The sequence below is a fragment of the Streptomyces sp. NPDC020958 genome (assembly GCF_055562175.1).
The window spans coordinates 557,822-570,452 of sequence record NZ_JBVHFU010000001.1; the positions used below are offsets into that span (position 1 = coordinate 557,822).

At 68.4% G+C, this 12,631-nt stretch carries 13 protein-coding genes; 3 read left to right on the plus strand and 10 right to left on the minus strand.

What is annotated here, in order from left to right:
- The first annotated feature begins 11 nt into the window (after positions 1–11).
- Positions 12–884 carry an alpha/beta fold hydrolase gene (locus ACZ3KP_RS02580; protein ID WP_467495765.1) on the plus strand — a complete coding sequence of 291 codons (873 nt, stop codon included), beginning with the start codon at positions 12–14 and terminating at the stop codon, positions 882–884.
- 93 nt (positions 885–977) lie between these two features.
- Here the strand turns inward: ACZ3KP_RS02580 and ACZ3KP_RS02585 are convergent, their stop codons facing one another.
- The 4 genes from ACZ3KP_RS02585 to ACZ3KP_RS02600 form a co-directional block, all read right to left on the minus strand.
- A complete protein-coding gene (locus ACZ3KP_RS02585; protein WP_467495767.1) occupies positions 978–2,417 on the minus strand; it encodes a DHA2 family efflux MFS transporter permease subunit in 1,440 nt (479 codons plus the stop codon).
- Between the two features lie 65 nt (positions 2,418–2,482).
- Positions 2,483–3,181 carry an SDR family oxidoreductase gene (locus ACZ3KP_RS02590; protein WP_387143561.1) on the minus strand — a complete coding sequence of 233 codons (699 nt, stop codon included), beginning with the start codon at positions 3,179–3,181 and terminating at the stop codon, positions 2,483–2,485.
- Positions 3,182–3,396: 215 nt separating this feature from the next.
- Entirely contained in the window at positions 3,397–4,413 is a 1,017-nt protein-coding gene (locus ACZ3KP_RS02595) for an NADP-dependent oxidoreductase (protein WP_387143564.1), read from the minus strand.
- 147 nt (positions 4,414–4,560) lie between these two features.
- Positions 4,561–5,142 (minus strand): TetR/AcrR family transcriptional regulator, encoded by a 582-nt coding sequence (locus tag ACZ3KP_RS02600; protein WP_387143567.1) that lies wholly within the window; start codon positions 5,140–5,142, stop codon positions 4,561–4,563.
- A gap of 92 nt (positions 5,143–5,234) precedes the next feature.
- Here ACZ3KP_RS02600 and ACZ3KP_RS02605 point away from each other — a divergent pair, with 92 nt between their 5' ends.
- Both ACZ3KP_RS02605 and ACZ3KP_RS02610 read left to right on the plus strand, forming a co-directional pair.
- Complete coding sequence (locus ACZ3KP_RS02605) at positions 5,235–5,432, plus strand: hypothetical protein (RefSeq protein ID WP_387143569.1); 198 nt, start codon at positions 5,235–5,237, stop codon at positions 5,430–5,432.
- A gap of 2 nt (positions 5,433–5,434) precedes the next feature.
- On the plus strand, positions 5,435–6,136 hold the full coding sequence (locus ACZ3KP_RS02610; protein ID WP_467495771.1) for an LLM class oxidoreductase: 702 nt from the start codon (positions 5,435–5,437) through the stop codon (positions 6,134–6,136).
- 90 nt (positions 6,137–6,226) lie between these two features.
- Here ACZ3KP_RS02610 and ACZ3KP_RS02615 read toward each other — a convergent pair whose 3' ends face one another.
- From ACZ3KP_RS02615 to ACZ3KP_RS02640, 6 genes are all read right to left on the minus strand, one after another.
- On the minus strand, positions 6,227–7,837 hold the full coding sequence (locus ACZ3KP_RS02615; protein ID WP_387143575.1) for a 4-coumarate--CoA ligase family protein: 1,611 nt from the start codon (positions 7,835–7,837) through the stop codon (positions 6,227–6,229).
- Positions 7,837–8,706 carry an alpha/beta fold hydrolase gene (locus ACZ3KP_RS02620; RefSeq protein WP_387143578.1) on the minus strand — a complete coding sequence of 290 codons (870 nt, stop codon included), beginning with the start codon at positions 8,704–8,706 and terminating at the stop codon, positions 7,837–7,839. Before ACZ3KP_RS02620 ends, ACZ3KP_RS02615 begins: the two co-directional genes overlap by 1 nt.
- Positions 8,703–10,223, minus strand: coding sequence for a flavin-containing monooxygenase (locus ACZ3KP_RS02625; protein WP_387143581.1), 1,521 nt, complete (start codon positions 10,221–10,223; stop codon positions 8,703–8,705). Before ACZ3KP_RS02625 ends, ACZ3KP_RS02620 begins: the two co-directional genes overlap by 4 nt.
- A 53-nt stretch (positions 10,224–10,276) precedes the next feature.
- Positions 10,277–11,224: a 3-hydroxyacyl-CoA dehydrogenase gene (locus ACZ3KP_RS02630; RefSeq protein ID WP_387143584.1), complete on the minus strand. Its 948-nt coding sequence runs from the start codon at positions 11,222–11,224 to the stop codon at positions 10,277–10,279.
- A 103-nt stretch (positions 11,225–11,327) separates the two neighbouring features.
- Positions 11,328–12,056 carry an alpha/beta fold hydrolase gene (locus tag ACZ3KP_RS02635; RefSeq protein ID WP_387143587.1) on the minus strand — a complete coding sequence of 243 codons (729 nt, stop codon included), beginning with the start codon at positions 12,054–12,056 and terminating at the stop codon, positions 11,328–11,330.
- Between the two features lie 21 nt (positions 12,057–12,077).
- Complete coding sequence (locus ACZ3KP_RS02640) at positions 12,078–12,608, minus strand: 2,4'-dihydroxyacetophenone dioxygenase family protein (protein ID WP_387143590.1); 531 nt, start codon at positions 12,606–12,608, stop codon at positions 12,078–12,080.
- Positions 12,609–12,631 lie beyond the last annotated feature (23 nt).

Below are 12,631 nucleotides of genomic sequence, written 5' to 3' on the forward strand. Positions count from 1 at the left end.
GAGGAGTGTTCATGGGACAGCCGACGGTGACGGCCGGGGTGACGCAGGTCGACGGGGTCCGCCTGCACTACGTCCGGGCGGGATCCGGCCCGCTGGTCGTCCTGCTCCACGGCTGGCCGCAGACCTCCCTGTGCTGGCGGGAGGTGCTGCCGGAGCTCGCCGCCGACCACACCGTGGTCGCGCCCGACCTGCGCGGGTACGGCCGGAGCGACAAGCCCACGACCGGGTACGACAAGCGGCGGATGGCCGCCGACATGGCCGGCCTGGTCGAAGCGCTCGGCTTCGAGAAGGCCACGGTCGTGGGGCACGATCGTGGTGCCCGTGTGGGGCACCGCTGGGCGCTGGACCGTCCGGACCAGGTGGAGCGGCTCGCCGTGCTCGACATCGTGCCTACCCGGGAGATGTTCCGCCGCCTGGACGCCTCGCTTGCCTCCGGATACTGGCACTGGCTGTTCCAGATGCAGCCCGATCTGCCCGAGCGGCTCGTGGGCCACGACATCCGCGGGTATCTGGAGTACTTCTTCGAGCGGTGGACCTACAACCGCCCTGGGCTGACCCCCGACGCGGTCGATGCCTATGTCCGTGCGTTCTCCCGACCCGGTGCCCTGCGGGCGAGCTTCGACGACTACCGGGCCATGGAGCAGGACATCGAACTCGACGACGTTGACGCGGCCGAGGGCCGTCGCCTCACCATGCCGGTGCTGGCGCTGTGGGGTTCCGTGGGACTGCCGTCCCGCCTGCCCACGCTGGAGATCTGGCGTGCCTACGCGGCCGACGTCACGGGTGCCGAGATCCCGGAGTGCGGTCACTTCATCCCGGAGGAGCGGCCGGAGGCCCTCCTGGCACATCTGCGGGCTTTCCTGCCGTCGGGCGCGGATCAGTGACGATTCCGTGGCGCAGCTGAACCAGAAGCCGCCGGAGGCGCCGAAGGGCGGCTCCAGCCGCGATCGGCTGGGCCGCCCGTCGGTCTGTCCGCATCAGGCCGCGATCGGCGCGTCCTCGGTGGCGAGTCCGGCAGCCGGGCCGTGGGCCGCGCGTCGCCGCGGCATCAGGAACGCCAGGGCCGCCGCGACGGCGACGGCACCCGCCCCTACCCACAGCGCCGGGACCAGCCCGTCCACGAACAGAGAGGCGGAGCCGTAGCCGCCCTGGGCGGAGAAGACCGCTGCCAGCGACGCGACGCCGATCGCGCCGCCGACTTCGCGGATCGCGTTGTTCGCGCCGGAGGCGATGCCCTGTTCTTCCGGACGGACCGTGCTCATGACCAGGTTTGCGCTGGGCGCGAAGAACATGCCCATGCCGATGCCGCAGACGATCAGTGCGGGCAGCAGGTGGGTGTAGGCCACCTGCGGTTCGACGGCGAGCGCCCACAGCCCGAGGCCCACGGCGTTCAGGGTCATGCCTACCGCGACGACCGGGCCGCCGCCGATGCGGTCGGAGAGCACTCCGGCCAGCGGCCCGGCGATCATGGGCATGGCGGTCCAGGGCAGCATCCGGATTCCGGCCTCCATCGGCGAGTAGCCGCCGACGGTCTGCAGGTACTGGCTGAGCAGGAAGATCGCCCCGAACATGCCCAGGAACATCAGTAGGCTGGCGATGTTGATGGTGCTGAACGATCGGTGGCGGAAGAGGCGCATCGGCAGCATCGGGTGCTCGGCGCGCAGCTCGTACAGGACGAAGCCGATGAGCAGGGCTGTACCCGCGAAGAAGCCGCCCAGAACCGGGGTGCTGGTCCAGCCGTCGGCGTTGCCGCGCACCAGGGCGTAGACGATGCCGAACAGGCCGCCGCTGACCAGGACCGTGCCCACGAGGTCCAGGCTCGGGTGTGGGCCACGGCTCTCGTCCAACCGGAGCAGGGCGAGAGGGATCAGCGCCAGGCCGATCGGGACGTTGACCCAGAAGATCCACTGCCAGGAGAGGTGCTGGGTGAGCGTGCCGCCGATGAGCGGTCCGGTGGCGACGGCTATGCCGCTGGCCGCGCCCCAGATACCGAAGGCCGCGCCGCGCCGCTCGGCCGGGACGGCGGCCGACAGCAGAGTGAGCGTCAGCGGCGTCACGATCGCGGCCCCGACACCCTGCGCCGCACGGGCGGCGATCAGCTCGCTCATCCCGGGGGCGAGGGCGGCGGCGGCCGAGGCGCCGGTGAAGATCGCGAGTCCGGTGGCGAACAGTCTGCGGCGGCCGAAGCGGTCACCCAGGGAGGCGCCGAACATGAGCAGGACCGCGAAGGTGAGGGTGTAGGCGCTCACCGTCCACTCGAGGTCTTCGAGGCCGCCGCCGAGGTCCTTGCGGATGGATGGCAGGGCGGTGGTGACGATCAGGTTGTCGAGTGCGGTGATGAACCCGGCGATGCTGGTGATGGCTATGGCCCAGGCGGCGCTGCCGCTCCGAGTCGGTTGTCTGCGGTGCTCTGTCATGACGTTCCCTTGCTGGACGTACTGTGCGGTGGGTCGGTGGGCGGGGGTTTCTGAGCGGCCGGCTCTCAGGGAAGCTGGGGGTAGAGAACCGAGAGGTCCCCGGACAGGGCGGCCTTGGCCTGGCGGGCCGCGTTGTCCGCGAGGATCTCGTAGGCGCCGTCGGTGATGCCGTCGATGGCGATCCGGGCGATGTCGGCGGGGTCGGACTTGGCGGCGTCGATGTCCCGGACCATGTCGGTGTCCATGTAGCCGACGTGAAGTCCGGCCACCCGGATGCCCCGGTCGGCGAGCTGCACGCGCAGGGCGTTGGTGAGGGACCACTCGGCGGACTTGGCGGCGCAGTAGGCGCCGAACTCCGGGAAGCTGACCCAGGACAGACCCGATAGGACGTTGAGGATTACCCCGCCGCCGTGTTCGGCGATCTGGGGGGCGAAGCCCCGGACCACCGAAAGGGTCCCGAAGTAGTGGGTGTCCATCTCCCGGCGGATGTCGGCCGGGTCGGCCGAGAGCAGGTCGGCGCCGGTGTTCGACCCCGCGTTGTTGATCAGGACGGTCACATCGCCGGTGACCGCGGCCGCAGCCGCGACGGAGGCGGGGTCCGTGATGTCGAGGGCGATCGGCTTGGCACCAGGCAGGTCGACCTGGTCCGGGTTGCGGGCGCCGGCGTAGACGGTGGCACCCCGGGAGAGCAGTTCGGCGGCGAGCGCCCGCCCGAAGCCTCGGTTGGCGCCGGTGACGAGGGCTGTGCTGGTGGAGAGGTCCATGGGGAGTTCCTGGGGGAGTGGGGAGGCGTGGAGCGTATTGAATTACGATCATAATTTTAAGAGGGTGAGGCGAGTGATCGCAAGCGGGCTGCGCCTACCGCGACGGTGGAATCGCCCCGAGTCCCTTCTCGGCCCCAGGGCTCCCGGGCCCCTATGGACGAGGGGCCCGCCGTGCGTGCGGCGGGCCCCTCAGGCTTCGGTACTGCGGAGCGCACTCAGAGCTTGACGATCATCTTTCCGACGTTCTCGCCCCGCATCATCGACAGGAAGGCCTCCAGGGTGTTGTCGAGGCCCTCTCGGACAGTCTCGGTGTAGCGGAGCTTGCCCTGGGCGAGCCAGCCGCCGACCTCCTGGACGAACTTGGGCTGGAGGTCCAACTCCTCGCTGAACATGAAGGCCAGGATGTCCGACCGGGTCACGGACAGGTTCCACAGGTTGCGCGGTCCCACGACCTTCTCGTCGTTGTACTGCGAGACCATCCCGGACAGCACGATCCGCGCGTGCAGCCTGAGCGCGCCGATCGCCGCCTCCAGGTGCTCGCCGCCGACGTTGTCGAAGAAGACGTCGATGCCGTCGGGTGCCGCCTTGGCCAACTGGTCGGCCACCGGGCCGTTCTTGTAGTTGAACGCCGCGTCGTAGCCGTACTCCTCTGTCAGCAGCTTGACCTTCTCGTCCGAGCCCGCGCTGCCGATCACTCGGCCGGCGCCCTTCAGCTTGGCGATCTGGCCGACCTGGCTGCCGACCGCGCCGGCCGCGCCGGAGACGAAGACCGTGTCGCCCTCCTTGATCTTCGCGAACCGCTCAAGGCCGATGTACGCGGTGAGGCCGGTGACGCCGAGCACGCCCAGGTAGGCGGTGAGCGGGGCCAGGTTCGGGTCCACCTTCTGGGCGCCCGCGGCGTCGAGAACGGCGTGGTCACGCCAGCCGAGGACGTGCACCACGTAGTCGCCGGGCTCGAAACCCTCCGCGTTGGAGACGAGGACGCGGCCGATAGCGGGGCCGTCCATCGGTGCGTCCACGTCGTAGGGCTCGATGTAGGACTTCTTGTCGCTCATCCGGCCGCGCATGTACGGGTCGACCGAAAGGTACTCGTTGGTGACGAGGAGCTGTCCGGGGCCCGGTGTCGCGAGTTCGGTCTCGCGCAGCGAGAAGTTGGCCGCCGTAGGTCGGCCTTCCGGGCGGGAATCCAGGAACCAGGCGTGTGCGGTGGTGGGGAGGGGCTGCTCGGACATGTGGATCGAATCCTTTGGGGTGTGGTCGGGTTGCTGGCGTAGGTGCGGACAGAAAGGTCTGTCTACTTGATTCGTGGCGAACGGAATGCGGAGTGACTGAACTGGAGTCGGTGGACGTGGGAAGTCGGGTGCTGCTGGCCGGCGGCTTCAGGCGGGCCGAGCGCAGGCCGCGTCGAGCAGAGTGCGCGCCGCCTGTTTGGCGGCCTCGGCGGCCTCGGCGGCACGCTCGACGCGTGTGGCCGCCAGGGTGCCGTCGATGAGGAGGGTGAGCTGGAACGCGAGCATGCCCGGGTCCGTGGCGCCGGCCGCGGCGGCCAGGCCCCGTACCCAGTCGCGGACGTTGGCCTTGTGTTCGGCGGTGATGGCGTGCGCTGTGCTGCCGGGGTCGTACTCCGCCACCGCGTTGATGAACGCACAGCCCAGCGTGCCCGCTCGTGCAGCCTGCTCCAGTGCGACGAAGAGACCGAAGAGCTGCTCGCCGGGATCCTCTCCGGCGGCCAGTGCCGCCGAGCGCAGCTGGCGCCGCCAGCTGTCGTCCATTCGCCGCAGGTAGGCGGCGACCACATCGTCCTTGCTGGGAAACTGCTTGTACAGCGTGGCCTTGGCGACTCCCGACTCGGCGATCAGCCTGTCCACTCCCACGGCGTGGATGCCATGGGTGTAGAACAGCTCGCAGGCTGTGTCGAGGATGCGTTCCCGGGCCGGGCGCCGGATGGACGTCGTGCTCATGCGGTGTAAGTTAACAGACGGGTCTGTCTGTCTGCAAGTAAAAGACAGACCTGTCTGTCCTTACGTGCGTTTGACTGTGAGGAGATGTTCTGATGGGCAGCATTGACGGTCTTGACCTCGGCACGTTCGGGGTCTACACCTTCGACTTCGAGGCCCAGTCGGCGGCGCGGATCCGCGAGTCCGTCCAGGAATTGGAGGAACGCGGCTGGCGGGCGGTGTGGATTCCCGAACTCCTCGGGCGTGACGCGTTCACGCACGCTGGCTTCTGCTCTCCTGTACCGAGCGGCTGAGTGTGGTCAACGGCATCGCACAGATCTGGTCACGCGGAGCCCGGTGGGCGTACGGCGCCGGCCTTCTGCTGGCCGACGCCTACCCCGACCGGCATGTGCTCGGTCTCGGATTCGGCGGCGGGCCGGGTCCGGGGCAGGGGCCGACTGTCAAGCCCTTGGCGGCCATGACCGCGTACCTCGACGAGATGGACGCGGTCAAGACGCCCAATCCTCTGCCGAAGGCTCCGATGCGCCGCATCATGGCTGCGTACGGGCCCAAGATGCTCCAGCTGGCCGGCGAGCGCACAGCCGGCGCGCAGACCTATCACGTCAACGTGGCGCACACCGCACAGGCGCGCGAGATCCTCGGGCCGGACGCGTTCCTGGGTGTCGAGCACGCGGTGCTCTTCGAGTCCGACCCCGGCAAGGCCCGCGCGATCGCGCGCGAGCATCTGCACATCTACCTGAACAGCCCGTACAACGTCGCCAAGTTCCGCAGGCTGGGCTACTCGGAGGAGGAGATCGCGAGCGGCAGCGACCGCATCGTCGATGACCTGGTGTTCTGGGGCGACCTGGACACCATCGTGGAGAAGCTCCACGCCCATGTCGGGGCCGGCGCCGATCATGTCGCGATCCAGGTGATCGGGATCGAGCCAGGTGCTTCCGCGATGCCGTACTGGCTCATGCTCGGAGAGGCACTCCTGCCTCGGGGAGGCAACGGCTGACCCGCAGGGTCACCGAGGGTGCTGTGCCCGTTTACGGGCACAGCAGCCTGTGCTGGGGGCCGGTGCGGGCGCAGACGTCCCGGTTCGGCGTCAAGCGGTCGAGGTGCGGAGGTCCTTGCGGAGGATCTTGCCCGACGCCGACTTGGGTATGACGTCGATGAACTCGACCCGCCGGACCTTCTTGTGCGGGGCGACCCGGCCGGCGACGAACTCGATGACCTCGTCCGCAGTGAGGTCGGTCCCGGCCCGGCGGACCACGAAGGCCTTGGGAATCTCCTCGCCGTCGTCGTCGGCGACCCCGATAACCGCACTGTCGCTGATGTCCGGGTGGGTCAGCAGCAGGGCCTCCAACTCGGCGGGCGGGACCTGGTAGCCCTTGTACTTGATCAGTTCCTTGAGCCGGTCGACGATGAACACCCGGCCGATGCGGTCGACCTGTGCGAGATCTCCGGTGTGCAGGAACCCGTCGGAGTCGATCGTGCCGGCGGTCGCCTCCGCGTTGCCCAGGTAGCCGGTCATCACGTTCGGTCCCTTGACCCACAGCTCGCCCGGCTCGCTCAGACCTGCCGTCGGGTAGGCGACTTCCTGGTCGGTGACGGGATCGACGATCTTGTTGAGCGTGTTGGGGACGGGCCAGCCGCACGAACTGAGCGGCGCGACCTCGCCGAAGTGTGCCTGGCCGCCGTCCAGCGGCATGACGTGGCTGACCGGGCTCAGCTCGCTCATGCCGTAGCCCTGGAGCACCCGGACGCCCAACCGCTCGGCCACGGCGTTCCCGAGTTCGGCGTCCAGCGGCGCGGCACCGGACAGGATGGTGTGCAGGGAGGACAGGTCGTACTCGTCAACGAGCGGCTGCTTGGCCAGGGCCACCGCGACCGGAGGTGCGATGAAGGTGTAGGTGATCCGGTGTTTCTGGATGGTGTCCAGGAACGCGGCCAGCTCGAACCGAGGCATGACGGCCAGAGTCGCCCGCGCCTGCAAGGCGGCGTTCAGTAGCACGGTCATGCCGTAGATGTGGAAGAACGGCAGCACCGCAAGCATGTTGTCGTCGGACCTCATTCCGAGCAGGGGCCGGATCTGCGCCATGTTGGCCACCAGGTTCCGGTGCGTCAGCATGACGCCCTTGGGGTTGCCGGTGGTTCCCGAGCTGTAGGGCAGCACGGCCAGGTGCGTGGCGGGATCGAAGCAGACCTGCGGAGCCGGGGTGCCCTGGGCTAGCAGATCGTCGGCGTTCGGGTAGCCGGTGGCGTTCTCGCCTTCACCGTCCAGCACGATGAGACGCCCGGGTGTGATCCCCACCGACCGCGCCGCCTCCTCGGCCTGCGGCAGCAGCGCGCCGACGGTGATCAGCATCGTCGCGCGTGCGTCGGTGAGCTGTTTGGCGGTGTCCTGGGCGGTGAACAACGCGTTGACGGTGGTCGCCGTGGCGCCGGCCCGCAGAATGCCGTGGAAGGCCACCGCGAACAGGGACGAGTTGGGAGCGAGGAGACCCACCACGTCCCCGACGCCGACCCCGCGGGCGGCGAGGGCGCCGGCTGTCGCGTTCACCCGCCCGATCAGCTCCCGGTAGGTCGTCCGCGTGTCATCGGCGGCGTCGATGAACGCGATCCGGTCCAGGTCTGTCTGATCGATGTCCGTGAAGAGCATGTCGAAGACGCTCACTTCGGGGATCTCGACGTCGGGAAACGGGCTGGTGAACATCAAGGGGCTCCACTACTGGTGTTGTTGGCGCTGTGTGCGAGGAATGTCAGGACACGTGCGGCGAACTCGTCGGGGCATTCGATCTGCGGCATGTGACCGATCCCGGCGAAGAGATGCGTCTCGGCGTGGGGGAGGAGCCCATGTGCGGAGTCGAGATGACGGGCGGGCAGGACTCGGTCCCGGTCGCCCCAGATGATCAGTGTCGGGCGGGGGTGCTTCCTGACGGCGGCGGTCAGGTCCGCCCGCCAGCCGGGCCTGGTACCACGCACCGTGGCGAGTTGTCGGACGGTCTCAAGCAGTACGGCGTTCGGGTCGGGCTGTCGGGCGATGGCCAAGGCATGATCGATCCGCTCCTTGGTGGCCAGTAGCGGGTCGCTGAAAAGCAGGCGCTCGGCCATCCCCGCCCCGGCGCGGGTGGTGCGTCGGGTGGCGATACGGCCGAGAACGGGGAGGGCGAGCAGCCGCAGCGGGAGGGCGACCTCGGAGCCGAATCCTGCGCTGTTGACCAGCACCAGCGAGGCCACCCGTTCCGGCTCGAGGACGAGCAACTGCTGGGCGATCGCGCCGCCGAGCGAGTTGCCGAGCACGTGCAGCGGTCGACGCTCGCCAAGCGCGTCAAGTGTGTCAAGCGCTCCACGGGCCAGCACCTCGAGAGTGATGGGTTCGGGGGAGCGGGCGGAGAACCCGAAACCCGGAAGGTCAAGGGCGATCAGCCGATGCCCCTGGGCAAGGCGCGGGTACTGCGGGGCCCAGTCCTCCAGACTGCGGCCGATGCCGTGCAACAGCAGCACCGGCGGGTCGGCTGGGTCACCCTCGACGCGCACGCGGATGCGCCGGCCGCTGACGGAGAGGAAGGCGGGGGTGCTCACGCGGCTGCTTCCTCGGGCGTCTCCACCGCACCCACCACGGCACGGGTGAAGTGCAGTGCGGGGTCCTCGACCGGTCCGTCACGCAGCCGGTCACGGTCGAGTGCGTAGTTCTGGTCCACCGTCCAGGGGCCGTGGGAGCCCTGCTGCGGGAACAGGTGCATGGCGCGCTTGATGTAGGCCGTGTCCATTTCGAGGAACGGCCGCCGGGTGAGGGTCGGGTCGTCGAGGACCGGTGTGAAGGCGGCGTAGCCGAAGCGGTCCATGTGGGCCAGCATCCGACACAGGTGGTCGGAGACCAGGTCGACCTTGAGCGTCCATGCGTTGGTGGTGTAGCCGAGTGCGAACGCGAAGTTGGGCACGCCGCTGACCATCATGGCCTTGAACATCAGCCGGTCGTTGAGTTCCACCGGCTGTCCGTCGACGTGCAGGGCGATCCCGCCGAACGGCAGCATGTTCAGTCCGGTGGCGGTGACGATGATGTCGGCATCGAGTTCGATGCCTGACTTGAGTAGAATGCCTCGCTCGGTGAACCGGACGATGTGATCGGTGACCACGGACGCCGCCCCGCTGGAGATGGCCTTGAACAGGTCGGAGTCGGGAACCACACAGAGCCGCTGGTCCCAGGGGTTGTAGCGGGGGTTGAAGTGCGTGTCGACCGCGTAACTCTCGGGAAGCGCTGCGGCGTTGAGCCGGCGGATCAGTCGGCGCATCTGCCGTGGGTAGCGTCGGCTGAGGGACAGGATCAGGCGCTGGCGGTTGATGTTGATGCGCCGGGTGATCCCGTACGCGACCGCGTCCGGCAGGAGTCGGAGCAGGGTGTTGGCGATCGGGTCCTTGCGCGGGACCGGCAGGACGTACGACGGTGAGCGCTGCAGCATCGTGACGTGTCCCGCTGTGCCCGCCATCGACGGCAGGAGTGTCACGGCCGTGGCGCCGCTGCCAATGACGACGACCTTCTTGCCGGTGTAGTCGAGATCTTCCGGCCACTGCTGCGGGTGGATGATCAGGCCGCCGAAGTCCTCGCGCCCCTCGAAGTGGGGGGTGTATCCGCCGGCGTAGTCGTAGTAGCCGGCGGCGGAGAACAGCACGCCACAGGTGACGTCGAACTGTTCGCCGTCACTGGTCCGTTCGAGCGTGACCGTCCAGCGCGCCATGTCGGACGAGAAGTCGGCGCGGAGCACCTTGTGCCCGAGGTGCAGGTGCCGGTCGAGGCCGTTCTCGGTGATCGTCTCGTGCAGGTAGTCGAGGATCTCGTGGGCGTCCGCGATCGCGTTGTCCTTGGTCCACGGCTTGAACTCGAAGCCGAAGCTCTGCATGTCGGCGTCGGAGCGGATGCCCGGGTAACGGAACAGGTCCCAGGTGCCGCCGATCGCGTCGCGGCCGTCGACGATGGCGAAGGTCCGGCTCGGCTGCTTCGTGGTCAGGTGGTAGCCCAGATCGATGCCGGAGATCCCGGCTCCGACGATCAGTACGTCGACGTGCTGAAGTCTTGCTGCCGCCGCGGCGGTTCCGCTCATGTCGGCTTCCTTCGTTCAGTGAGGTGTGGGTGACGGTTCGGCGAAGGTGGTGGTCACTGCTGCGCGATCAAGGACACGAGGCGCGGGACGGCAGAGAGGTCGGGGACGTCGAGGAAACCGGGGCGCTGGTAGGCAGGGTCGGGGTAGGTGTAGTAGCCCTTGCCGGTCTGCAGCCCGAGCAGGCCCTGGTCCAGGAAGTTGCCCTTGATGTACTCGGCGTTGGCGCTCATCTGCGCGTCGCCGGTCTCCCTCGCCCAGTGGGCGAGGACGTCGTACGCCGTCTTCATGCCGATCATGTCCATCATGCCCAGCGGTCCGAATCTGGCGCCGGTGTACAGGAAGGTGCGGTCCACGTCCTCGGGGGTGGCGACCCCGTTGGTCACGAGGGTCTGTGCGGCGTTGAGGAAGGGCACCAGCCATGTGTTGACGACGTACCCGTGCTGTTCCTTGCGCACAGGGATCGGCAGCATGCCGATCTCGACGGCGAACTCCGTCACCTCGGTGAGCGTCTCCGTTGCCGTATCGGGGTGCGCCATGATCTCGGCGAAGTTCATCGACCAGATCAGGTTGGAGAAGTGCAGAGCGCAGAACTTCTCCGGACGGCCGGTGGCCTCGGCGAAGTCCCTGGGCAGGAACGTCGAGGAGTTGGTCGCGACGAGGGCCGCCGGTGGCAGGAGTTCGGCCATCTCCTTGTACACGGCCGTCTTGACCTCCGGGATCTCCGGCACCGCCTCGATCACCAGGTCTGTCCGTACGACCGCGGCAGCCAGGTCGGTGCTGTAGGTCAGGCGCTCCCTCGTTGCGGCGATGTCCGCGTCGTCGGCGCCGACATCGGACAGGTAGATGGCGGCGTACTGGTCGTGCGCGGCCCGGCAGCGCTCGATGGCGTCCGGTGCGACGTCGTAGACGGTGACGGTCTTGCCCTTGAACGCGCTGTGCCAGGCGATCTGTCCGCCCAGCACACCCGAGCCCAGGACGGTCACCCGGTTCAGTCGGGACATGGAGCTCTCCTCTTCACGACGTTGGGAATGGAGAGACGAGCGCCGGCAGGGCTTCACGCAGCCGAGTCCATTGTTGCCGGCACACTCGCTCCTTGAGTTGTACTCAGGCGGGCACGCTCGCCCAGTGCTGTGCCAGTGCGTCGGCGAGTTCCCGCGGGCGCTGGAGTGGCGTCCAGTGCCCGCTGTCCAGCCTGATCACGCCCGTGGCCCTGACGGCCTTCGCGACGGGTTCGGCGTACTGCTCCGGCGCGAACTGGTCATCGTTGCCCCAGAACACGAGAGAGGGGCTGGTGATGTCCGCCAGACCGGGCCGCCAGTCCTCCCACAGCAGGACCGCGGAGCGGTAGAGGCGCAGGATGCTGTCTTTCATCGTGGCGTCCATGCGGCTCGCGTTCTCCTCCGCGTGCCGGGCGGGCACGCCGTTGGCCTGGAGCAGCTTGCTCAGCTCCGACGGGTCGAGCGCGGCCATCCACTGCTCCCCGACCTGGGGGGTCTGCCAGAGTTTCGCGAGGTCGTGCCATTCGTCCGCGCCGGCGATCTGGGCGCCGCCGGCGGCCCACGTCCGCACCAGGTCGGGGCGGACCGAGGCGACACGGGAGGTGAGGATGCAGCCCCAGTCATGGCCCACGAGGTCCACGGGGGTGCCGATCTCCTCCAACCGGGCGATGATCCAGTCGGCGTACTCCTCCTTGGTTGAGGTGAAGCCTTCCGGGACGGGGTTTCCGAAGCCGGGCAGGGAAAGGCTGACGACGTCGGTCCGCGTCAGGTGGGCTATGACGTCGTCCCAGACGTGGTGCGTGTCGGGGACGCCATGCACGAATACGGCGGGCACAGGAATTCTCCGTTCGGTAGTTCAGCCGGTGGTGTACTTCGCCGTGCCGCCCGTCAGGTACTTGACGGGGCCGAGCCCCTGGGCCTCGGCGCACTGCTCGGTCAGTTTCTGGACGGTCACGGCGTCGAGGACCGAGTGGAACTGTCCGTCCTCGGTGAAGCCGACGTTGGCGCCGTTGATGACGAACAGCACGACTGTGTCCTCGGTGTTGGTCGGAGGCACGGCGAAGGTGTGCACCGACGAGGCCGGCTCGTAGAGGTAGGAGCCCGCGGTCTGCGGCTGGTCGGGGTACTCCTTGTAGAGCCACTCGCCCTTGAGGGTGTAGCCGTGCACCCCTCCGGTGTGCAGGTGGATGGGCAGCTCCACCCCCGGAGCGAAGGTGCCGAGGATCGACCAGATGCCCATCTCGGGGTCGAGGAACAGCGGCTGGAAGCTGATCCCGGGGCCGAGGGCGTCCTTCAGCAGGGGGACGTCGTTCACGTTGAGCGTGAGCAGCTCGGTCTGCGGGAGCGAGACGACGGGCACCTTGCTCGCGGTCTGTACGGCGGTCATGGTTTTCCTCCGGTTCGTGTGCG

Excerpts from the sequence above, each read along its gene's own strand:
- ACZ3KP_RS02580 (WP_467495765.1), top strand. The coding sequence starts at position 12 with ATGGGACAGCCGACGGTGACGGCCGGGGTGACGCAGGTCGACGGGGTC.
- ACZ3KP_RS02585 (WP_467495767.1), bottom strand. The coding sequence starts at position 2,417 with ATGACAGAGCACCGCAGACAACCGACTCGGAGCGGCAGCGCCGCCTGG.
- ACZ3KP_RS02590 (WP_387143561.1), bottom strand. The coding sequence starts at position 3,181 with ATGGACCTCTCCACCAGCACAGCCCTCGTCACCGGCGCCAACCGAGGC.
- ACZ3KP_RS02595 (WP_387143564.1), bottom strand. The coding sequence starts at position 4,413 with ATGTCCGAGCAGCCCCTCCCCACCACCGCACACGCCTGGTTCCTGGAT.
- ACZ3KP_RS02600 (WP_387143567.1), bottom strand. The coding sequence starts at position 5,142 with ATGAGCACGACGTCCATCCGGCGCCCGGCCCGGGAACGCATCCTCGAC.
- ACZ3KP_RS02605 (WP_387143569.1), top strand. The coding sequence starts at position 5,235 with ATGGGCAGCATTGACGGTCTTGACCTCGGCACGTTCGGGGTCTACACC.
- ACZ3KP_RS02615 (WP_387143575.1), bottom strand. The coding sequence starts at position 7,837 with ATGTTCACCAGCCCGTTTCCCGACGTCGAGATCCCCGAAGTGAGCGTC.
- ACZ3KP_RS02625 (WP_387143581.1), bottom strand. The coding sequence starts at position 10,223 with ATGAGCGGAACCGCCGCGGCGGCAGCAAGACTTCAGCACGTCGACGTA.
- ACZ3KP_RS02630 (WP_387143584.1), bottom strand. The coding sequence starts at position 11,224 with ATGTCCCGACTGAACCGGGTGACCGTCCTGGGCTCGGGTGTGCTGGGC.
- ACZ3KP_RS02640 (WP_387143590.1), bottom strand. The coding sequence starts at position 12,608 with ATGACCGCCGTACAGACCGCGAGCAAGGTGCCCGTCGTCTCGCTCCCG.